The following is a 21,962-nucleotide window of genomic DNA, read 5'->3' as shown; positions in this document are numbered from 1 at the left end:
TATAATTTTATTTTAATATTTATGTATATTTTTCTTATTTGGCAATAATATTAATGTAAATCAAACATACTCAATCTCCCCAATTTAGACTTCTATTATTTCCCCCAATAGAAGTCTTTTTTTTTACGCTTAATGTATTTTAGTAAATCAAACTTTTTATTAACTTTGATTTACTAAAATACATTATTGTAAAATATAATATTGGTATATATTGGATATATAGGAGGATTAGTCATGAATATAAATGTTATAGGAGTACCTACATTTTATGGTTGTGATAAATTAGGACCTCAATTAGGTCCTGATAAATTAAAAGAAAAAGAGTTCATTCAAAATACAAATATGAATATGTACTCTCCTGAAGATTTAGCTAGCAAAGGATTAGATTCTATAGTAATTGATATTTTATCTAGCTTACATAGTAAAAAAATAGAAGCAATAAATATTAGTTTTGATTTAGATTTTATAGACTCTCAATATGTACCTGGTACTGGAACTAGGTTTGAAAATGGTTTTACAGTTGATGAATCTAAGCATCTTCTAATTAAACTTTTAGAGTCAGGTTTAGTTAAATCAATGGATTTAGTTGAACTTAATCCATCATTAGATAAAGATGATATTACTGCTGATAAGCTATCGACATAGTAGATACAGTTTTTAAAAACTTAAAATAAACATAATCTTCTTAAGTGTAAAAAAATACCAGTAGTTTCCTACTGGTATTTTTATTTATTCTATTCCTTTTAACTCATATCCTAAATCATCTATTACAGCTTTTATCATGTCATCAGATACAGTATCATTTGCTTCGACTAAAGCGCATTTATTTTCTAAGCTTACATCTATCACTTCTAATCCTTTTATATCTTCTTGTAGAGCTTCTTTAAGATGTCTCACACAATTCATACAACTCATTCCATCTACTAATAATTTTTTTCTCATATGTTATCACCTCTGTATTTTTTAAAATCTTTAATTCCTATATACCCCTATATATCATTCTTTAAAACCTAGGTTGTATATACCTTCATATATATCAAAGTCATTAGGCTTTAAATTTCCTGTTATTCTTTTATTTGTTACTAAATAATCATCTGTTATACCTAAGCTTACAAATGCTACATTGTCATTAACATATTTTTGAATAGATTTATATATACTCTTTGTATCATCTATACTCTTTGAATTTTTTAACGAATTTAAGTAATTTGTTAATTTTTCATTAGTGTATCCACTATAGTTTATTATATCTGTAGCATCTGGAACTGATGATAATTCCCAGCCAACTAATGCTAAGTCATATTCTTTCTTATCTAAGGCTTGAGCTAATGCATCACCTTCAAGTTCTTCTACAGTAGATTTTATTCCCATCTCATTTAGATTTTCTCTTATTAAATGGGCCGCTTTAACTCTTTCACTATTTTCTTTATTTACAACAATTTTTAAATTTAAATTTTTAATTGATTCTTTTAATCTCTCATTTTTTTCTTTTTCTTCTCTTGCTTTTTTAGCTTCTTTTGATTCTTTATTAGCTTCATTTTCTTTTTTATTAGTTTCTTCTTTTTAGACGTTTCTTCTTTCTTGCTGTCCTCTTCATTTTTAGAAACATCATCTTTGCCTGCAGCATTAGAATTAACTTTATCTATGTCTATTTTACCTAAACTTTCTTTAGCTTTTTCAACATTGTATCCTATTGATTTTATACTTGAATCATAGTATTTAGACTTAGAATGTAACGGGAAGTTAACCTCTGATACATTTCCTAAATAAGCCTCTGATAAAATTTTATTTTTGTCTATAGCATATGAAATTGCTTTTCTAAAATTGATATCATTCATTATAGGATTACTATAATTAAATATCATATATTCATATCCTCTTCCTTCATAATTAGTAATTTTAAATTCATCTTCTTGGAATTCACTTAAATCACTAATTCCAACTTTAGTTATATCACTTGATAAAGCTAAAGTCATAGAAACTTGAGCTGCCTCATCTGGTACAAGCATTACATTAATCTCTTTTGCATCCTTTATTTTTCTTTATCATAGTAATCCTGATTGAGTGTTAATACCATATTAGATCTTTTATTATACTTAGATATTTTATATGCTCCACTTCCAACCATGTTATTTTTATAATCGTTTAATTCTGTTGCATTTAATCCACTTAGCTCCGATTTACTAACTATAGGAAATATTAAATTATCTATAGAAAATGCATATGGTTGATTAAAATGTATAGTTAAATTTTTATTATCTGTAGAAGTTACTGATGATATATTTTCAACTAAAGACTTATATGAACTATTTTCTGATCTCTTTATCGAGTCTATAGTAAATTCTACATCATCAGATGTAACAGGCTTCCCATTGTGCCAGTTAGCATCTTTTAATTTTATATTTATGCTTTTGCCATCAGATGACATAGAGTACTCATCTACTAATTGTGGAACAGCATTATAGTTACTATCTATTGTAAATAAGCTATCATATACTAAATCCAAAATATATCCAACAGATTGATCATTATTATGTATAGGATTTATAGTTTTAGGATTTACCATAGATAAATGTATATATTCTAAATTATTATTTTCACTTACATTTTGCTTTTCGTTTTTGTCTTTGTTACTATCACCTTTGCCGCACCCAGAAACAGCAAGCATAATGGTCATAATAACCGCCACTACTTTAATTCTTTTCATTAGCTTCTTCCTCTCCATACAATGACTTGTAAATAATATAGTTTTCTTTAACCTTGCCTAAGTAGTTTTTAGTTTCATTAAATGGTATTTCATGTAATTTATTACCATCCTTACTATAAGCTTCATCATTCAACCATTTATTTACATTCCCTGATCCTCCGTTATAAGCAGCTATAACTAAATCTAAATCATTAAATTCTTTATATAACTTACTCAGATACCAACAACCTATCTTTATATTAGTTTCAGGATCAAATATATCAACTTTACCTAATTTCAACTCATCTTGTGCCCATTTTTGAGTTATATCACTTATTTGCATCAATCCTTTAGCCTTCTTATTGGATATAGCGTTTTTGTTAAATTTGCTTTCTACTTTCATTATACTATATACTAAGTTTTCATCTATCGAAAACTCTTTAGAATATATGTCTACATATTCTTCGTATAATCTCGGATGTAATAATTTTAACACCAATTTTTGTCTTATTGATATTACTCCTAAAACTAATAACATAAAGATTATAAATATAGTTATATATCTTTTTTTATTCACACCATTTCTCCTTTATATGTGTTATTAGTTTACTTGCATCATAGATTAACTTATTCCTATCTCCTGAATTATCGATTATATAATCTCCAAACTTAATTTTTTCAGATTGACTCATTTGTGAATTTATACGACTCATAGCTTCATTCTTTGTAATGTGATCTCTTTTAATTATTCTTTCTAATTGAACATTTTCATCACATGTAATAACAACTAACTTATCTACTAAGTCTAAAAATTTTCCCTCTATTAGTAAAGCTGCATCAACTATGGCAATATCTTTATTGTTCAATTTTATATTATTTATTTTTATTATCTCTTTTTTATAGCTGGATGAGTCAATGAATTTAATTTAATTAACTTTTTATCATCATTAAAAACTATTTCACCAAGCTTTTTTCTATCCAAAGTCCCATCATTTCTTTTTATATCATCACCAAAAGTAGCAAATACCTTTTTTAGTAAATCACTATTATTCATAATTTCTCTAGATATTAAATCCGCATCAATTATATCAAAATAGTTCTGTTCTAGAATTTTTGACAAGCTGCTTTTCCCACAACCTATATTTCCTGTTAGTCCAATTACCAACATCTTATCACCTACTTTGTTTCATACCAAGAATCTCCGGTATTTAAATCTACATCTAAATTAACATCCATAGATACAGCATGTTCCATTTCATCTTTTACAATCTTAGATACTTCTTCTAATTCAGCTTCAACACATTCAATTATAAGTTCATCGTGAACTTGAAGAACTAATTTGGATTTTAAACCTTTTTCTTCTAATTTTTTATAAACATTAACCATAGCTATTTTTATTATGTCAGCAGCACTTCCTTGTATTGGTGCATTCATAGCCAATCTTTTCCCTAAATTTTTAAGTATTATATTAGAAGATTTTATTTCCGGTATATATCTTCTTCTATTTAAAATAGTTTTTACGTATCCATCTTCTTTCGCTTCTTCAATTGTATTATCCATATACGATTTTATGTCTTCATAAGTGTTCAAATAACTATCAATATAGTTTTTTGCTTCCTTAACTGGTATATGTAAATTTTTAGCTAATCCAAAATCACTTATACCATATACTATACCAAAGTTTACTGCTTTCGCGGCACTTCTTTGCTCACTTGTTACATTATTTATATCGATACCAAATACTTGTGATGCAGTTTTAGTGTGAATGTCTACGTTATGATTGAATGCATCTATCATATGCTCGTCTTGACTCATATGCGCTAAAACCCTTAATTCGATTTGTGAGTAGTCTGCATCCACTAATTTAAAACCGTTATCTGCTATGAATACTTTTCTTATATTTCTACCTAATTCTAACCTTACAGGTATGTTTTGTAAGTTGGGTTCTGTAGATGAAATCCTTCCAGTTGTTGTTATCGTTTGGTTAAATGATGAATGTATTCTATTACTTATAGGATTTATTATATTTATAAGACCCTCTACATAAGTGGATTTTAATTTTACAATTTGTCTATATTCAGTTATCTTGTCTATAATTTCATGTTTATCACTTAATTGTTCTAATACTTCAGCGTTAGTTGAATATCCTGTTTTAGTCTTTTTAATGACTGGAAGCTCTAATTTTTCAAATAAAATAACACCTAACTGTTTTGGAGAATTAATGTTAAACTCTTCTCCTGCAAGATTGTATATGTCTTTTTCTAGTTTATCTATGGATATTTTAAATTCTTCACCTAATTCTATTAATTTATCTTTATCTACCATAACACCTTCAAATTCCATATATCCTAAAACTTCTACTAAAGGCATCTCTACATGATAAAATAGACCATCCATATCCATATTAACTAATTTCTCTTCCATTTTAGGGCTTACTTTTTCAACTAATTGAATTATACTTCCAATTGTATTGTCTAATTCTTCTTTTTCTAGATCCTCATATTTTTTCGCTTTAACGCCTTTCCCTAACAATTCTTCAGATGATTTTATTTTTTGTCCAAAATAGTTCATCGCAATTAAATCATAGGTATAGTTAGAGCTACTAGAATCTATTAAGTACTCTGCTATAGCTATATCAAAGTAAATATTGCTTAAAGATATTCCATAAGCTCTTAGAGCTATATAATCTTCTTTTAAGTTATATCCATAAATTCTTAAATCTTCATCTGCTAATAGTTCTTTTAGTTCATCTATTTGACTTTCCTCAGCATATAATAATTCTTCTCCGTCAACACTTAAATAAATTTTCATTATATTTTTTTCAAGAATATTTCCGCTTTTAGATATAGTTTTTAATATTAGCTTTTTGCTATTTCTTGATTTATTTATAAACGCTTTAACATCTTCAAGTTTGTTTACTATTACTTTTGATTCTTCTGCGTTTGAATCTAACCTAGATATTAAGCTGTTGAAGTCAAGTTCATTAAATACTTCTATTAATTTTGACTTATCATAATTTCCAAACTCAAGTTTTTCTAAATCAAAATCAATTGGAACATCTCTAATTATAGTAGCCAACTTTTTACTCATTGTAGCAAGCTCTTTATTTTCTTCTATTTTTTCCTAGGACTTCCTTTTACTGAATCAATATTTTCTATTATATTTTCAATACTTCCAAATTCTTTTATAAGTTTAATACCTGTAACCTCTCCAATTCCAGGAACCCCAGGTATATTATCCGACTTATCTCCCATAAGGCCTTTTAAATCTATAAATTGAGTAGGTGTCATTTCATATCTTTTCTTAACTTCATTTAAATCATATTCTTCAACTTCTCCTACTCCTTTTTTAGTTATAAGCGTAGTTGTGGTCTTTGAAGCTAATTGAATTGCATCTTTATCTCCTGTTACTATATAAACCTTATATCCCTCTTGCTCTGCTTTTAAAGATACAGTACCTATTATATCATCAGCTTCATATCCTTCAATTTCTAAACGATTTATATTAAATGCATCTAATAAATTTTTTAATGGCTCCATCTGTTGTCTTAATTCATCTGGCATTTTTTTTCTTCCGGCTTTGTATTCCTTATACTCTAAGTGTCTAAAAGTCGGAGCTTTTTTATCAAATGCAACACTAACATGTGTAGGTTTGTATGTATCTATCAACTTAAATAGCATATTTGTAAAACCAAATATTGCATTTGTATGTAGTCCTTTTTTATTAGTTAAATCAGGCAATGCATAAAAAGCCCTATTAACAATTGAATTTCCATCTATTATAATTAACGTTTTTTCCAAATTTATCACTCCTAATTATTTATCCTCTCTATTATTACCAATTCGTATTATATTTAATATTACCATATTATTGAATGTATATTAAGGCTAAATATATTGCAAAACGTTTTTTATTACTGCTATAATAGAATCATAACGAGCCGGTTTGCTGGAATCGGCAGACGGGGCGGACTCAAAATCCGTTGGTAGCAATACCGTGTGGGTTCAAGTCCCACAACCGGCACCAATAAGTATTTAGAAGGGCTTCAACTATTTTGTTGAAGCTTTTTTATTTGAAAAATAAAAAATCACTTACATTATGTAAGTGATTTTTAAGGGAAGTATTTTGATAGTTTTTTATTTTATTATGAGATTATTATAAATCCTAAAGCTTAAAATAACCTTAAATAAATTTTATAATTTAAATTTAAAATTTAATATTATTTTTTATTATTGTATTCTCTTAACAGAATCTCTTCTCCCATTGAACTAATTTTTAGACATAACTGCTCCTAAACTCCCAGGTATGTCTTCATTTATTAAATGAAATATTACTTTGTTCTACATTAAGATTCAATGGACCTAATTCATTAGCTATTTCCAATTTCATTTCATTTAAAGCCTGCTTTGCATTACTCACTAATGGTTTATTCGCCATTTTAATGTCCTCCTTAAAGTGTCTTCTAATATATAGTTTGCAAATTAATATATTATTATTCTATAAAAACTCAATAAGAAAAAAGAGAGAATAAAATTCTCTCTTTTTTAGTTACATTTGTTGTGATAATAACTTATATATTTCATATCTTTCTTTTGCATTTTCTTCTGTCATGTCAAATAACTCTTGAGCTATATCTGGGAATTGTTTAGCTATAGCTGAATATCTAACTTGTCCCATTAAGAAATCTTTAAAACTTTCTGTTGGTTCTTTAGAGTCTAATGTAAATGGATTTTTACCTTCATCCTTTAATTGCGGATTAAATCTATATAAATGCCAATATCCACATTTAACAGCTTGTTCTTCATTTGCAATAGTTCTACCCATACCTTCTTTTAATCCATGAGATATACATGGTGCATAGCATATTATAAGTGATGGTCCATTATAATTTTCAGCTTCTATTATAGCTTTCACTAATTGATTTTTATCTGCACCTAATGAAACTTGTGCCACATAGACATTACCATATGTCATTGCCATTCTACCTAAATCTTTTTTCTTAGTTCTCTTACCTGCAGCTGCAAATTTAGCCATAGCTGCAACTGGAGTTGATTTTGAAGCTTGACCTCCAGTATTTGAATAAATTTCTGTATCAAATACTAAACATTCACATCTTCACCTGACGCTAGAACATGATCTAATCCACCATATCCGATATCATATGCCCATCCATCTCCTCCAAGTATCCATTGAGATCTTTTTACAAGATAATCTTCTAATTCTTTTATTTGACTTATTAAACAAGAGATTTTTTCATCTGATTCTTTAATATTATTTATAGCTTTTTTACACCTTCTGATGCACAAGCTGATTCTGATCCATTATTTTTACTTTCTAACCAATAGTTAAATGCTTTTTTACTTTCTTCCTCAATATTCATTCCAACTAGTTCTGTCATTAAAGTTTCTATTCTATTTCTTATTTGTTTAACTCCTAAATACATACCATATCCATATTCAGCATTGTCTTCAAATAAAGAGTTTGCCCAAGCAGGTCCTTTCCCTTCATGGTTTATAGTATACGGAGTCGATGGAGCTGATCCTCCCCAAATAGATGAACATCCTGTTGCATTTGCTATCATCATTCTATCTCCAAATAGTTGAGTTACTAACTTGATATATGGAGTTTCTCCACATCCTGCACATGCTCCAGAAAATTCTATAAGTGGTTGTCTAAATTGACTTCCCTTAACGCTATTTGGGCTCATTATATCCCCTTTATCAGAAACTTGTGATACTGCAATCCCAATTTGGTATTTCTGATTCAGTTTGAGACTCAAGAGGTTTCATAACTAATGCTTTTTCTTTAGCCGGACATATATCTGCACAGTTCCCACATCCAGTACAATCCATAGTATCGACTTGCATTCTATATTGTAATCCTTCAAATCCTTTACCTATAGCTTTTTTAGTCCCAAAACTATTAGGAGCTTTGTTACTTTCTTCTTCATTTAATAAAAATGGTCTTATAGTTGCATGTGGACAAACATAAGCACATTGATTACATTGAATACAATTTTCTAATATCCATTCAGGTACATTTATTCCGACTCCACGTTTTTCATATGCTGCTGTACCATTAGGGAATGTTCCATCTTCTATTCCGTTAAATGCACTTACTGGTAAATTATCACCTTCTTGTGCATTCATTGGTCTTAATATGTTTGTTATAAATTCTGGCTCATTTCTATCTTCAATTCTATCTTTAGCAGTTTTCCAATCTTGCGGTATATCTATTTTTACTATCGAACCCATACCTTTTTCAACTGCTTCATAGTTCATATTTACTATTTTTTCACCTTTTTTGCCGTATGCTTTTTTTATAGAATCTTTTAAATGATCTATAGCATCTTGTTCTGGTATTATTTTTGCTAATTTGAAAAATGCAGATTGCATTATCATATTTATTCTATTGCCAAGACCTATTTCCTGTGCAATTTTAGTTGCATTTACAGTATAAAATTCTATATTATTTTCAGCTATATATTTTTTAATTCTAGCTGGTAAATGATGTTCTAATTCATCTTTACTCCATATACAGTTAAGTACAAATACTCCACCTTTTTTAAGCCCTTTTAATAAATCATACTCTGTTACATAAGATTGATTGTGACAAGCAATATAATCAGCTTCATCTATAAGATAAGTTGATTTTATAGGCGTTTTACCAAATCTTAAGTGAGACATTGTGATACCACCAGATTTTTTTGAATCATATGCAAAGTATGCTTGAGCAAACATATCAGTATTATTACCTATTATTTTTATAGCTTGTTTATTAGCTCCAACTGTACCATCTGATCCTAATCCCCAGAACTTGCATCTTATAGTTCCTTCTTGACTTATTTTGAAATTCCTATCCACATCTATAGATTTATTAGTTACATCATCTACTATACCTACTGTAAATTGATTTTTAGGATTGCTAGATTTTAAATTTTCATATACAGCTTTTATATCTGCTGGTGTCGTATCTTTAGATCCAAGTCCATATATTCCTCCAATTATCATAGGTGTTTTTTCATTTTCATAGAATGCTGATTTAACATCTAAGTATAATGGTTCGCCTATAGATCCTGGTTCTTTTGTTCTATCTAAAACACAAATTCTTTCTACACTTGATGGTATTGCATCCATAAAATGTTTTATAGAGAATGGTCTATATAAATGAACTTTTACTAATCCATATTTTTCACCTTGTCCATTTAGATAAGTTATAGTTTCTTCTATAGTCTCTGTTACTGATCCCATTGCAACTATTATGTGTTTTGCATCTTCTGGACCAAAGTAATCAAATAAACCATGGTTTCTTCCAGTAAGTTTATTCATTTCATTCATATACTCTTCAACTATAGGTACAATATTTTCATAATATTTGTTAGAGGCTTCTCTAGTTTGGAAATATATATCTGGATTTTGAGCCGTACCTCTTGTAACTGGATGATTTGGAGATAACGCTCTTTCTCTAAATTCTTGTAGTGATTTTTGATCTATTAGTTTAGCATAGTCTTCATAATCTAAAACTTCTATTTTTTGTATTTCGTGTGATGTTCTAAATCCATCAAAGAAATGTATAACTGGAAGTCTTCCTTTTATAGCAGCTAAATGAGCAACTGGTGCTATATCTGCAACTTCTTGAACAGAACTTGACGCTAATAGTATACATCCTGTTTGTCTTGCTGCCATAACATCTTGATGGTCTCCAAATATAGATAAAGCCTGAGATGCAATAGCTCTTGCACTTACATGAAATACTCCTGGAAGCAACTCTCCTGACACCTTATACATATTCGGAATCATAAGTAGCAACCCCTGAGATGCTGTAAATGTTGTTGTTAGGGCTCCTGACTGTAATGACCCATGAAATGCCCCTGCTGCTCCTGCTTCTGACTGCATTTCTACAACACTAACTTTTTGCCCAAATATATTTTTTCTTCCTTGTGCAGCCCACTCATCTACGACTTCAGCCATTGTTGACGATGGAGTTATAGGGAATATAGCCGCAACATCTGTAAATGCATACGCAACATGTGCTGCTGCAGTATTTCCATCTATAGTAATTATTTGTTTACTCATAAATTAAGCCTCCTATATATACTTACATTATGTAATTTAGTTTTATACTCACTAATTTATTATTTACATTATTTTGTTATATATACTATAAGCAAACAAAGAAAAATACTCTCTATATTAAAACTATAGAGAGTATTTTTTAGTTTGACATATTTATTAATTCTTTTATTAATGAAGCATCCGAAACCTGTGTTATATCTAATATTTTCCCCTTATCTTCAGTTACTGATACAACAAAAGTCGTTTTATTATTTTTAATTTCTAATATATAATAATTTATCATTTTTTCTTTGTTCTTGCTATATGCAACCGCATTTGGCATATCTAAACTAGTATCTCTTATTAATTCATCGATGTTTTTTCCTATATAAGTCTTTATTGATTTAAAATCAACTTTACTCGCATCGATAAACGCTTGGTCATTGTAAAATTCAATTATTACATTAGCTGATTTCGCTTCTTTTGGTAAATCTTCAAACCCGGAAGACATTCCCACAAATTCATCACTTTCTACGTTAACAACTTTATCTTTGCTTATATCTACATATAAAGCACTACTTTCATACCCATCTTTTGGATATACCATTTCAATATTTAGATTTTTTAAAATCCCCTCTTTATCTAAATTTTCATATTCTCCGTATTTATCTGTATTTATATAATAAGTTGTCATGTATGGATCCCCTATATTATCCATAACATATTCATAATTTTTCCCCATAACTTCACTAACATCATTTTGGATTTTAGTCATGTTTTTTTGTTGAGTAGCCTTATCTACTTTTTTTTTCACTTTTCATACTGCATCCTGAGAACATTAGTATGACTATTAGCATTGTGCTAATTAGCAAACTTTTTTTCATACACCAATCCTCCTAAATTTACTTATATTTAATTATATATTATTTATTTACATTAAATAACCTAAAAAGGTATATTGTAATATTTTTGTAAGACTTATTCCGTATATTGACATTTAATTTTTATTTTATCCTAGATACTTTTTTGTGTGTTATAATATTTAAGGACATATTTAGGGGGAGGATATTATTATGGACTTAAAACAACTTGAAGTTTTTGTAGCTGTAGCTAAATATAATAGCTTTTCTAAAGCTGCTAAAGAGCTTTTTCTTACACAACCTACAGTTAGTGCCCATATTCAAAATCTTGAAAAAAGCCTTGATACAGTACTAGTTAATAGAAATAATAAAGTAATTACTCTTACAAAGGCAGGCGAAATATTATATGAACATGCCATCTATATTTTAAATAATTGTAAAAAAGCTGTTTATGATATAAAAGAATATAGTGGGAAAATCGAAGGGGTCATAGACCTTGCATGTAGTTCTATACCTGAAACATATATACTTCCTGACTTTTTAAAAGTTTTTATACTAATTATCCAAATGTTAAATTTAGTATAAGTCGTTATGATTCTCAAGATGCTATATCAGAAATTTTAAATGAACGTATAAGTTTTGGATTTGTAGGTTCTAAGGTAAATAATAAACAAATTGAATATATAGATTTAATAGATGATGAGCTAGTTTTGATTGCTCCTAAAAGTTTGATTATCGAAAATGAAAATGGTTTTATTGATATAGAAAAACTTTATAATTTAAATTTTATAATGAGAAAAGACGGTTCTGGGACTCAAAGTATTGTTATTAATAAATTAAAATCAAACAAAATATCTATTAATAGCTTAGATACAATTGCTTATGTTGAATCCAATGAATCAATAAAAGAAATGGTTAAGTTAGGGCTTGGAGTTTCTTTTGTTTCTTATACTTCAATTATTGAAGATATAAACTCAAACAAGTTAAACTTTTATAAAATTAAAAACATGAACTTTTATAGAAAATTTTATTTTATATACTCGAAGAAAAAAGCTTTTACTCCTCTTGAATATAAATTTTTAGATGGAGTGTGTGACTATTTTAATTTAGAACATATAAAAAAGATAAGTGATTAATCACTTATCTTTTTTTATATTAAGCTTCTATTTCATAAAAAGCTTTATATCCTTTATACATTTCATATATATCTGCTTTAGATACTATTTCATATGGAGCATGCATGTTTAATACACCAACTCCACAATCTATTACTTCTGCACCATATTCAGCTAATATGTAAGCGATAGTTCCACCGCCACCTTGGTCAACTTTACCAAGTTCTGATATTTGCCAAACAACATTAGCTTTATCAAATATTCTTCTTACTTCTGAAGCAAATTCAGCATTAGCATCATTACATCCACCTTTACCTCTTGCTCCTGTATATTTAGTTAAAGCTAAACCATGTCCCATAAAACATGCATTTCTCTTATCTAAAACATCTGGATATGTTGGATCAAATCCTGCTGAAACATCAGCTGATAAAACTTTTGAATTTGCCATAGCTCTTCTTACTTTAAGATCGCAATAATCTCCTTGTAAGTTTATAAGTTCTGCTACTGCATTTTCAAAGAATTTAGATTGCATTCCTGTATTTCCTTGAGATCCAACTTCTTCTTTATCTACACATAATGCTACTGCAGTATATTTTGGATTTTCAATATCAAATATAGATTTTACAGCTGCATATGAACAAACTCTATCATCATGACCATAAGCTATAACCATCCCTTTATCGAATCCTAAATGTCTAGCTTTCCCAGCTGGAACAATTTCTATCTCAGCTGTTAAGAAATCTTTTTGAGTCATGTTATATTTTTCATTTAATAATTTTAGTACATTAGCTTCAACTGCATCTTTTTCTTCACCTTCTAATGGCATATGACCTACTAAAAGGTTTAATCCTTCTCCAGTTACTCCATCAGCTAATTTTTTTTGCATTTGATCTCCTGCTAAATGTATTAATAGATCTGTTATGCAAAATACTGGATCATTATCATCTTCACCTATACATATATCAACTTTAGTTCCATCTTGTAGTATAACTACACCATGTATTGCAAGTGGTAATGCTGTCCATTGATATTTTTTTATTCCACCATAATAGTGAGTTTTGAAAAGAGCTAAATTTCCATCTTCATATAATGGATTTGGTTTTAAATCTAATCTTGGAGAATCTATATGTCCCCCAACAATTCTCATTCCTTTTTGTAATTCTTCTTGTCCAATTACAAATAAAGCAACGCCTTTATCTTTATTTTCTGCATATACTTTAGTACCTGCAGTTAAACATCCTGATGACATCGCATCGTTTATTGATATAAAACCATGTTCTTTAGCTTGTCTTATTATCTCTCTTGCTGAAGTTCTTTCTGTTTTACCAACATCTAGGAACTTCATATATTCATTTGAGTAATTCATCACAGCATCAAGTTCTTTGTTTTCTTTAATTTGTTCCCATGCATTTTTAAATTCATGTCTTAAATTCATACTTAATACTCCCTTTCTTTATTAAAATACCCTCGTGATAATTATAGCACACTTATATTTGTCAAATGTTAAATTTTTCTAGTTCTTTTTGTTTTTCATCGCCTCTTCATATTCCTCTGGTGAAACTACTTTTATGTTTTCTAATCTTGATCTAAAATGACCTCTAAAATGTTCTAAATATTCTTTTCTTAATCCTTCTCTTTCTTTATGTTCATCTTCAGTTAAACCTTCACCTTTATGTTTTTTTGCTAATTCATTTATTCTGTTTAATTTCTTTTTATCAAATTCGTTATTCATATTATTCACTCCTAAAAAAATAATTTATTTTCTTTAAATTCTTCTATGTTTTTGTAGCATTTTAAAAATTCATCTATATTATCCGATATTATATCTATTCCCTTTTGTATTTCATCTAAGCTTGTTTGTGCAATATTTATTCTAAAAAATCTATCGTCTATAGATGTGTCAAAGAAATGGCCACCTGATAAAATAGCTACTCCTTTTTTCTTAAGTACTTACTGAATGCTTTTGATGAATATCCTCTTGGTAATTCTAGAAAGAAATTTATCCCTCCTGTAGGTACTTTTATTTTAAGTTTATTAGCTAATTTATTTTGTATAAGTTCTAGTGCTAATCTAAATTTTTTATAATAAGCATCCTCTACATTCTTTATGTAGTTGTTCCAGTTAAAATTTTCCATATAATAATACATAGACCTTTGAATTATACCTGATGTTGATATGTCTGACGAATATTTTGCCCATAGTATTTTATTTAAAATTTCATTAGGCATTTCTACTAACCCGATTCTAATCCCTGGCATAAGCAATTTAGAGAAACTTTTTATATAAATTACCCTTCCCTTATCATCATAACTTCTAAGAGGAAAATGCTCTGTTGATTCAAACTTCAAATCACTCATAAAATCGTCCTCTAATATATAAAAATCATATTTTTCAGCTAGTTCAATTAACTTTTTCTTTTTATATTCTGAGTAAGAGATTCCAGTTGGATTTTGATAATTAGGCATTGTATAAAGAATCTTAGGTCTTATTTTTCAAGTTTTAACTTAAGTATACCTATATCTATTCCATCTTCTAACATCGGTATACTTATAATTTTTGACCCTCTATTTTTAAAAACCTCAAGAGCTCCTCTATAAGTTGGTTCTTCAACAAATACTAAATCTGAGTAATTTATTAAACCTTTACAAACTATATCTATGCCTTGCTGAGCTCCAGATATAATTTGTATATTATCTTTATTAGTATTTATATTTAGAGTTTTTAAGTATTCTACGAGTTTAGACCTTAACTTTATAAATCCTAATCCATCATCATATTCAAACATTGAATTTCCTTCTTTTTCAAGAGCTATATTTATGGATTTTTTAAACTCTTCTACTGGAAACATATCTATTGAAGGATTCCCATTGTCAAATCTAATTATTCCTTCCATAGATGTGTTTTCATCACTATTAGCTTTTACTCTAGTGTCTGACACAAATGTCCCACTACCAATAATTTTATATACATATCCTTCTTTTTCTAATAATTCATATGCCTTTACTATTGTAGTGTTATTAACATTTAATAACTTTGCTATAGATCTTATAGGTGGAAGCTTTTTATTTACTTCTATTTCATTATTTATAATCATTGTTTTTATATGATTATAAATTTGTAAATACTTTGGACCATTGTCTTCTATTACTAACTTATATTTATCCATTTAATCACCACTTCAAATGATATTGTTGTACATGTGTTTATTGATGCCTATAACTATATTTGATATTATTATGTATATATAATACCAAAATTTATAAAAAAAGGGGATACTAATTATGTACTACGATTATCATATGCATTCAAACTTTTCCGGAGATAGTCAAACACCTATGGAAAATATGGTCAAAAAATCTATTGATTTAGGCTTAAAGGAAATCTGTTTTACTGATCATGTTGATTACGACATAATAAGTGATGTTCCATTTGAAACAGACTATATATCTTACTTAAAAAGTATCGATAATCTTAAAGATAAATTTAAAAATCAAATTACTATAAAAAAAGGAATTGAAATGGGAGTGCAACCTCATATTATAGAAAAGTGTTCAAATGATATAAAAAACTATCCATTTGATTTTGTTATTTGTTCAATGCATGCAATAGATAAGATTGATTTGTACAATGGGACTTTCTTTAACAATAAATCTCAATATGAAGCTTATGAAAAATATTATGAACTTTTATATTATATAGTTAAAAATTATAAAGATTATTCTGTTTTAGGACATCTTGATTTAATTAAAAGATATGGAGATTACAATGAAGAACTTGATGATAAACTTTTTTCTGATATATTAGAATCAATTTTAAAAGAAGTTATTCATAGTGGAAAAGGTATCGAAATAAATACGTCATGTTTTAGATATGGCCTAAAAGACTTAACTCCTTCAAACTATATACTAAAAATGTATAAAGAACTTGGAGGGGAAATAATAACTACTGGCTCTGATTCTCATATCCCATCTCAAGTAGCTTATAAGTTTGATTATATATACAATAAACTTGATGAACTTGGATTTAAATACATATCAACTTTTGATAAAATGAAGCCTCAGTTCATAAGTTTAAAAAACATTTTAAATAAATAAAAATATACTTAGATTGATAAGTAAAAAATAACTCTATCTTTTTAGATACGAGTTATTTTTTTCATTTTTATATTAATTATTGAATATAACTTAAGATAGGAGGTGATATATTTGAAGATTCCTAATCTTGTATATTCAACTTTAGTACTTTTTTTATCTAATTTCATAGTTAGAATAATAGGTTTTTTATATAAGATATTTTTGTCAAATAATTTATCCGAAGTTCACTTAGGAATATATCACATGGTATTTAACTTTTTAATGATTTGTATAGCTCTTACCACAACAGGTATACCTACTGCTCTTAGTTGCTTAGTTGCAAGAAAAAAAGCATTTAATGATAAACATAGTACAAATTCACTTTTTATATCGGCAATATATATATCATTTTTCATAGCATCAATTATTGCTTTGTTTGTGTCAATTAGTTCTCAATCTTTATCTCTCAAATTATTACATAGCAATAATAGTTCTATATTTATACTTGCTCTTTGTCCATCAATAATAGCTATAACACTTTCAAATATTGTCAGAGGATACTATTATGGAATAAAACAAGTTGATATACCTGCTATCTCTCAAGTTTTAGAACAAATTTCAAAAATTATTTTTGTTTATTTGATAGTAAAAAACTTTAATGATCCAACTTTGATCTGTTTATCTGCAATAATAGGTATATCAATAGGTGAGTGTATAAGTTTAGCATTCATGACACTAGGATTAGCTCGCAAACCATATATAGACAATAGGTACACTATAGATATAAAAGAGTTTATGAAATCCTCATATGATACAGTTAGAATGTCAATACCTATTACCTGTAATCGTATGTCTAATATAGTTCTAAATTCTATTAGTTCTATGATTATTCCATCTAGGCTAGCCCTTTCCGGAATTACATATACGACAGCTTTAGGAATCTATGGAACTATTGCAGGTATGGTATTTCCTTTTGTTTATCTTCCATTTATGCTAGTTTCTGCGTTAGTTGTAAATATAATACCTAGCATATCATTGGATGTAAGCAGAAAAAATATTAAATCTATAAAAAGCAAAATATTATTTGCTTTAATTCTCACTCTTGTTATGGGATTTCTATGTTCTTTAATGTTTTATTTATTTGGAGAAAAAATTTGCTTATATACATTTAAAAATAAGGTTGCAGGATTTTATTTAAAATACATGTGCTTAGTCCCTTTATTCTTAAGTTTAAATCATGTTATTTCTGGTATTCTTCATTCTATTGGAAAAGAGTTTATTGCTAGCGTTATAGGAATCACCTCTATGATTATACAAACACTTTGCCTATACTTTATACTTCCAATCCCAGATGTGGGCTTATGGGGCTATATATTAATTCTTACAGTAGTTCCTATCATAACTTTTGCATTTAATTCTCATGTTTTATTTAAATCTTTAAAATCATTATACTAAGGTGGTTACTTTTATGATTATTCTAAATAAAGATGCGAATTTGGCTGTATCTATTTTCAATAAAAATAATTGTTTATACATAAAAAACTATACAAACAAAATTGAAGGTATTTCAAATAATGTCTATTTATACTCAGCTCTAATCGATAATTATAACGACATTCATATTTGCTTTATCGACTTAAAAAACTACTTTTATTATTACACTTACACTAATAATTCATTAAACTTAATATCATCATTTAAATTAAATGTTAGTTCGAAAAAAGTTTCTAAACTTTCGATGTACTTATTAAATGACTCTATAAATGTGTTTTTTTCTAAGTCTATAAACAAACATTATCATAATATATATCATTTAAACTATAGCTTTTATAATAATGAACTTATAGAATTCGATATTAAAAATGCTTTTAAAAGTAGATTGCCTCTTTATACTATTAACGTGTCAAATAACCATATTATATGTTCATACTACGTTAAGTCAAAAAACAAAATAGACTTAGAATCCATGGTTTATAATGATAATAAAAAAGACTGGTCTCACTTTTCAAATATAAAAACTAGTAACATTCTATTTAAATACTGTGATACTATAAAATATTAAAAATAAAAAGAGCATTGATTTTATCAATGCTCTTTTTATTTTAAGTCTTAGTGTATATATTTTTTAATTAGCACTTATTATCATTATGGCAGTGGTCATATTTTTCTTCACAATTTCCATTGAATTGAGAGAAGTCACAAACATTACCAAATGTATCTACTAATCTAGGTTTTATTCTTGTAGGTCCACCTAAAACTACTATTTGTTCTTCTATTAATACACTAACTATATTTTGTAAGCATAATACTAAGTCTATGCCATTAGGAATTTGCAACTCATAACAAGGTTTGTTATTTACTATGTGTTGAGTTATTATTGCTTTTCCTATACAATCAACTGTTAATTGAGTTTGGAAATCTTGTCTTAGCGTAAATCCTCTTCCATCTGCTGGAACTACTAAGTCGCTTGATAAAGTATTAAAATAGAATACTACATCATTTGATTCATCGCCTTTATGGCACTTACCAACTGGTGTAGCTATAGCAGTAAACTCAGAACATCCAAATCTACCTATTAATTCTATTTCTAAATCTTTAACTAGCACATTTAACCCTTTTTGTTTATACATTACATTTTGTCCCAAACACTTATCGTTGCAGCATCTATTTAATTGACCACAAACATTGTATTCAAAAACTGATTTACATTTTTTACCATGTTTATCAACTTCATCAATGCTTAAATTTTCTAAAGATGTTGTTCCTGGATTAATTTTTATGCTTGTATAATTTATACAAACTTTTTCTATTGTAGCATTAGTTTGAGTAGAGTTTGGTAATGGTCCACGTAAACTACCTAATTCATAGTCAAAGTTCAAATCTTCTCCATTCGTCATTTTACCATCTGTAAATACTCTAAACATTATAGTGTCATATATTCTGTTAGTTTCTATTGGATACAATACTGCTTGTGATGTTGAAAATTTAGGTGGTACTAAAGGATGACTACACTCTTCTGGACAAGGGTTTGGGAAGCAATTGTCTGTACAATCTTCATCTTTGCAATCACAGCATCCTGGATTACATCCACAATTATGATTATGATGATTGCAATCATTATTGCATTCATTATTACAATCACATTGTATATATGGATGGCATTGTGGTTTACATCCTCTTAGTTCCTCTTCTATTTCATTCTTTCTATATAGCTTCTTCCTGAATCTATATTCTGATTAGGCTGTATTACTCTTTTGTTAACTACTTTTTTGGCTCTCATTAAATCCTTCATTCAGTTTTGGCCTCCCCTTTGATTGTCTTATTAAAATGTAGGCTCTTGTTTATGCCTAATTAATAATATGCATGTATTTTGCTAATTGTTACTTAATTAGTCTTTTATTAATTAATTCTTATTAGAATAATTTACTGCTGAATTAATATATATTTATAGAATATATATTTTAGGAGGTAGTTATGGGATTTTTTAATGAATGTTCATATGTTATAAGAAAATCTAATAAAGATATGATACTTATAAAAAGCGAAAATGGACTAAGCTATAAATATTTTAAAAATAGCGATTCAATGGTTCATTCTGAAAGTATAACACTTGTTCCTATTGATTTTTCTAGTTATTATTTTGATATAGATTCAAATGACAATGTATATGGAATTTTTTCAGATTTTAAAATAAACATTTTAAAACTAAATAATGATAGTAGTAAATTTTTAACTCTACATACAATAGATTATGACTATGAAAATTATACTATTACGTTTCCATGCATAAAATTTATAAATAATACAATACATATATTTTACTATCTAACTAACAAAGATTGTGCCACTACTATCTTATTCCACCATTATAATAATGGTAAACAATGGTTTGAAAATAAAGTTGATTTTATAAACTTGCCTGTATTGGATAATTTTACAATTTATTTTAATGAAAAAGTTCCAACAATTTTTTATTTCAAGGAGAATGATGAATTTCCACAGGTTTATTGCAGCAGTTTTAATTTAAGTAACCTAAGTTGGAATGATCCAATATGTATAACTAATTCTTTAGAAAATAAAATTTATTTATCTGTTCTAAAAGATAAACTTAACTTCTATCACATAACATTTTGTGAAAGCAATGAATTTAAATATAATATTAAATACTTAAATGGATATCTAAATAACAATTCATTTGATGAAAATGTTAATAAATTCATAACAGATGGATCTTTATATTTATATCCATCTATATTAAAATATAACTCTTCAATATTCATATCTTATGTTTATAAAAATATTTTATATACTTCCTATTCTGATGATTTAGGGTGTAATTGGAGTGAATCATATGAGGATGAATTTAGCATAAATGATAAGTTTATAAGAGCTTGTTTCAAATCTAATTATATGCCTGATAAGGATTATATATCTACTAATGTTTTTGTAAGTAAAGACCCATTTGGAATATTAGGTAACTTCTACAATTAATAATAATAAAAAAAGTATTGTGAAAATCACAATACTTTTTTACCCCGAAACACCGATGGCCCTTTAAATTCATACCCGAGAATCTCCCAGGTGGGTGTACTACTAGCAGTTTTTAAAGTCCCCCATAATTATGAAGGGGCATTTTATCCACCGCTAAACTCATACTCCCGTTCAAACTTTGTCGGTTGAATTTAAATAGGCACTGTCGCATGCCCCAGGATTTCATATTTTTATTATATAATAAATTTCAAATTTTTAAAAGCATTTTTCGTTAGCAAATTTATAAATTTTTCGTTCTTTTTCTACTTTTATTTATCTATCCTTACATAATCATAGTCTATATAGTCATCTGTTTCATAGTTTTCATCTTCATCTAATAGATCTTCAAAATCATTTTCTTCCTCTTCTTCCTCATTTTCTTCTTTATTTATATAATCATATTTATTATTTTTTGTATAATTGCTCTGTTTATTATCACTTCTTAAAAGATTTCCTAAAAGTTTCAAGTTATTTAAACTGCCTATATTATTTATGCTAGCTAATGAACTTAAACTAAATCCAGAACTATTTTCTTCTCCTATATCATCAGGTAAGAACAGTTCTGCAAATAGCTCAATTTTCTTTTTCATATCTATGGCTCTCTCTACAGATTCTTTTTTGCTTTCTGGAAAACTTCTATTATT

21 protein-coding genes, 1 tRNA gene, 1 other RNA gene and 3 pseudogenes are annotated in these 21,962 nt (G+C 27.7%); 8 read left to right on the top strand and 18 right to left on the bottom strand.

Going from position 1 to position 21,962, the window contains the following annotated elements:
• Positions 1-234: 234 nt before the first annotated feature.
• On the top strand, positions 235-645 hold the full coding sequence (locus LEQ07_RS12535; RefSeq protein ID WP_263330889.1) for an arginase family protein: 411 nt from the start codon (positions 235-237) through the stop codon (positions 643-645).
• Positions 646-729: 84 nt separating this feature from the next.
• On the opposite strand, the gene LEQ07_RS12530 is transcribed toward LEQ07_RS12535, so the two are convergent.
• From LEQ07_RS12530 to polA, 8 genes and pseudogenes are all read right to left on the bottom strand, one after another.
• A complete protein-coding gene (locus LEQ07_RS12530; RefSeq protein WP_046821725.1) occupies positions 730-942 on the bottom strand; it encodes a heavy-metal-associated domain-containing protein in 213 nt (70 codons plus the stop codon).
• A 54-nt stretch (positions 943-996) separates the two neighbouring features.
• Positions 997-1,479 (bottom strand): annotated as a pseudogene (locus LEQ07_RS12525) (ABC transporter substrate-binding protein); the annotation flags it as partial.
• The gene (locus LEQ07_RS12520; RefSeq protein ID WP_334307509.1) at positions 1,470-1,976 is read right to left on the bottom strand and encodes an ABC transporter substrate-binding protein; all 507 of its coding nucleotides are present in this window, start codon (positions 1,974-1,976) and stop codon (positions 1,470-1,472) included. The pseudogene LEQ07_RS12525 and the gene LEQ07_RS12520, both read right to left, overlap by 10 nt.
• A 56-nt stretch (positions 1,977-2,032) precedes the next feature.
• Positions 2,033-2,707 (bottom strand): ABC transporter substrate-binding protein, encoded by a 675-nt coding sequence (locus tag LEQ07_RS12515; protein ID WP_263330884.1) that lies wholly within the window; start codon positions 2,705-2,707, stop codon positions 2,033-2,035.
• Positions 2,694-3,263, bottom strand: coding sequence for a lytic transglycosylase domain-containing protein (locus LEQ07_RS12510; protein ID WP_052951942.1), 570 nt, complete (start codon positions 3,261-3,263; stop codon positions 2,694-2,696). Before LEQ07_RS12510 ends, LEQ07_RS12515 begins: the two co-directional genes overlap by 14 nt.
• Positions 3,256-3,552: a dephospho-CoA kinase gene (locus tag LEQ07_RS12505; protein ID WP_263330883.1), complete on the bottom strand. Its 297-nt coding sequence runs from the start codon at positions 3,550-3,552 to the stop codon at positions 3,256-3,258. The genes LEQ07_RS12510 and LEQ07_RS12505 overlap by 8 nt, the downstream gene beginning before the upstream one ends.
• 20 nt (positions 3,553-3,572) lie before the next feature.
• Entirely contained in the window at positions 3,573-3,854 is a 282-nt protein-coding gene (gene coaE / locus LEQ07_RS12500; RefSeq protein WP_263330882.1) for a dephospho-CoA kinase, read from the bottom strand.
• A gap of 8 nt (positions 3,855-3,862) precedes the next feature.
• Positions 3,863-6,486, bottom strand: a pseudogene (gene polA / locus LEQ07_RS12495) (DNA polymerase I).
• A 139-nt stretch (positions 6,487-6,625) separates the two neighbouring features.
• On the opposite strand from polA, the gene LEQ07_RS12490 reads away from it, so the two are divergent.
• Positions 6,626-6,712: transfer RNA gene (locus LEQ07_RS12490), tRNA-Leu, on the top strand.
• A gap of 285 nt (positions 6,713-6,997) precedes the next feature.
• Here LEQ07_RS12490 and LEQ07_RS12485 read toward each other — a convergent pair.
• The 3 genes and pseudogenes from LEQ07_RS12485 to LEQ07_RS12475 all read right to left on the bottom strand — a co-directional run bounded on the left by LEQ07_RS12485 (position 6,998) and on the right by LEQ07_RS12475 (position 11,554).
• The gene (locus LEQ07_RS12485) at positions 6,998-7,123 is read right to left on the bottom strand and encodes an alpha/beta-type small acid-soluble spore protein (RefSeq protein ID WP_263330881.1); all 126 of its coding nucleotides are present in this window, start codon (positions 7,121-7,123) and stop codon (positions 6,998-7,000) included.
• 111 nt (positions 7,124-7,234) lie between these two features.
• Positions 7,235-10,761: pseudogene (gene nifJ / locus LEQ07_RS12480) on the bottom strand (pyruvate:ferredoxin (flavodoxin) oxidoreductase).
• A gap of 139 nt (positions 10,762-10,900) precedes the next feature.
• The gene (locus LEQ07_RS12475) at positions 10,901-11,554 is read right to left on the bottom strand and encodes a hypothetical protein (RefSeq protein ID WP_263330880.1); all 654 of its coding nucleotides are present in this window, start codon (positions 11,552-11,554) and stop codon (positions 10,901-10,903) included.
• A 259-nt stretch (positions 11,555-11,813) separates the two neighbouring features.
• On the opposite strand from LEQ07_RS12475, the gene LEQ07_RS12470 reads away from it, so the two are divergent.
• Together LEQ07_RS12470 and LEQ07_RS12465 are read left to right on the top strand one after the other, a co-directional pair.
• Complete coding sequence (locus tag LEQ07_RS12470) at positions 11,814-12,185, top strand: LysR family transcriptional regulator (RefSeq protein WP_263330878.1); 372 nt, start codon at positions 11,814-11,816, stop codon at positions 12,183-12,185.
• Complete coding sequence (locus LEQ07_RS12465) at positions 12,182-12,736, top strand: LysR substrate-binding domain-containing protein (RefSeq protein WP_263330891.1); 555 nt, start codon at positions 12,182-12,184, stop codon at positions 12,734-12,736. The genes LEQ07_RS12470 and LEQ07_RS12465 overlap by 4 nt, the downstream gene beginning before the upstream one ends.
• A gap of 19 nt (positions 12,737-12,755) precedes the next feature.
• Here the strand turns inward: LEQ07_RS12465 and LEQ07_RS12460 are convergent, their stop codons facing one another.
• The 4 genes from LEQ07_RS12460 to LEQ07_RS20180 form a co-directional block, all read right to left on the bottom strand.
• On the bottom strand, positions 12,756-14,150 hold the full coding sequence (locus tag LEQ07_RS12460) for an aminopeptidase (protein WP_046821466.1): 1,395 nt from the start codon (positions 14,148-14,150) through the stop codon (positions 12,756-12,758).
• Between the two features lie 78 nt (positions 14,151-14,228).
• The gene (locus tag LEQ07_RS12455) at positions 14,229-14,447 is read right to left on the bottom strand and encodes a DUF896 domain-containing protein (RefSeq protein ID WP_021428585.1); all 219 of its coding nucleotides are present in this window, start codon (positions 14,445-14,447) and stop codon (positions 14,229-14,231) included.
• A 196-nt stretch (positions 14,448-14,643) separates the two neighbouring features.
• Complete coding sequence (locus LEQ07_RS20185) at positions 14,644-15,180, bottom strand: PLP-dependent aminotransferase family protein (RefSeq protein ID WP_317852080.1); 537 nt, start codon at positions 15,178-15,180, stop codon at positions 14,644-14,646.
• Positions 15,181-15,200: 20 nt separating this feature from the next.
• On the bottom strand, positions 15,201-15,881 hold the full coding sequence (locus tag LEQ07_RS20180; RefSeq protein WP_317852079.1) for an aminotransferase-like domain-containing protein: 681 nt from the start codon (positions 15,879-15,881) through the stop codon (positions 15,201-15,203).
• 115 nt (positions 15,882-15,996) lie between these two features.
• On the opposite strand from LEQ07_RS20180, the gene LEQ07_RS12445 reads away from it, so the two are divergent.
• The 3 genes from LEQ07_RS12445 to LEQ07_RS12435 all read left to right on the top strand — a co-directional run bounded on the left by LEQ07_RS12445 (position 15,997) and on the right by LEQ07_RS12435 (position 18,850).
• A complete protein-coding gene (locus LEQ07_RS12445; RefSeq protein WP_046821468.1) occupies positions 15,997-16,809 on the top strand; it encodes a histidinol-phosphatase HisJ family protein in 813 nt (270 codons plus the stop codon).
• A gap of 102 nt (positions 16,810-16,911) precedes the next feature.
• The gene (locus tag LEQ07_RS12440) at positions 16,912-18,243 is read left to right on the top strand and encodes an oligosaccharide flippase family protein (protein WP_152650737.1); all 1,332 of its coding nucleotides are present in this window, start codon (positions 16,912-16,914) and stop codon (positions 18,241-18,243) included.
• Positions 18,244-18,256: 13 nt separating this feature from the next.
• Positions 18,257-18,850 (top strand): hypothetical protein, encoded by a 594-nt coding sequence (locus tag LEQ07_RS12435; RefSeq protein ID WP_263330876.1) that lies wholly within the window; start codon positions 18,257-18,259, stop codon positions 18,848-18,850.
• Positions 18,851-18,917: 67 nt separating this feature from the next.
• Here the strand turns inward: LEQ07_RS12435 and LEQ07_RS12430 are convergent, their stop codons facing one another.
• A complete protein-coding gene (locus LEQ07_RS12430) occupies positions 18,918-19,751 on the bottom strand; it encodes a hypothetical protein (RefSeq protein ID WP_263330874.1) in 834 nt (277 codons plus the stop codon).
• Positions 19,752-20,262: 511 nt separating this feature from the next.
• Between LEQ07_RS12430 and LEQ07_RS12425 the strand changes: the two genes are divergently transcribed.
• Positions 20,263-21,279 (top strand): hypothetical protein, encoded by a 1,017-nt coding sequence (locus tag LEQ07_RS12425; protein ID WP_046821472.1) that lies wholly within the window; start codon positions 20,263-20,265, stop codon positions 21,277-21,279.
• A 37-nt stretch (positions 21,280-21,316) separates the two neighbouring features.
• On the opposite strand, the gene ssrS is transcribed toward LEQ07_RS12425, so the two are convergent.
• Together ssrS and LEQ07_RS20175 are read right to left on the bottom strand one after the other, a co-directional pair.
• A non-coding RNA gene (ssrS, locus tag LEQ07_RS12420) (6S RNA) lies at positions 21,317-21,503 on the bottom strand.
• Positions 21,504-21,587: 84 nt separating this feature from the next.
• Complete coding sequence (locus LEQ07_RS20175) at positions 21,588-21,908, bottom strand: hypothetical protein (RefSeq protein ID WP_317852078.1); 321 nt, start codon at positions 21,906-21,908, stop codon at positions 21,588-21,590.
• Positions 21,909-21,962: the final 54 nt, after the last annotated feature.

The sequence above is a fragment of the Paraclostridium sp. AKS73 genome (assembly GCF_025671395.1).
Classification (GTDB): Bacteria; Bacillota; Clostridia; order Peptostreptococcales; family Peptostreptococcaceae; genus Paraclostridium; species Paraclostridium benzoelyticum.
This window is presented reverse-complemented; position numbering and strand designations above follow the sequence as displayed.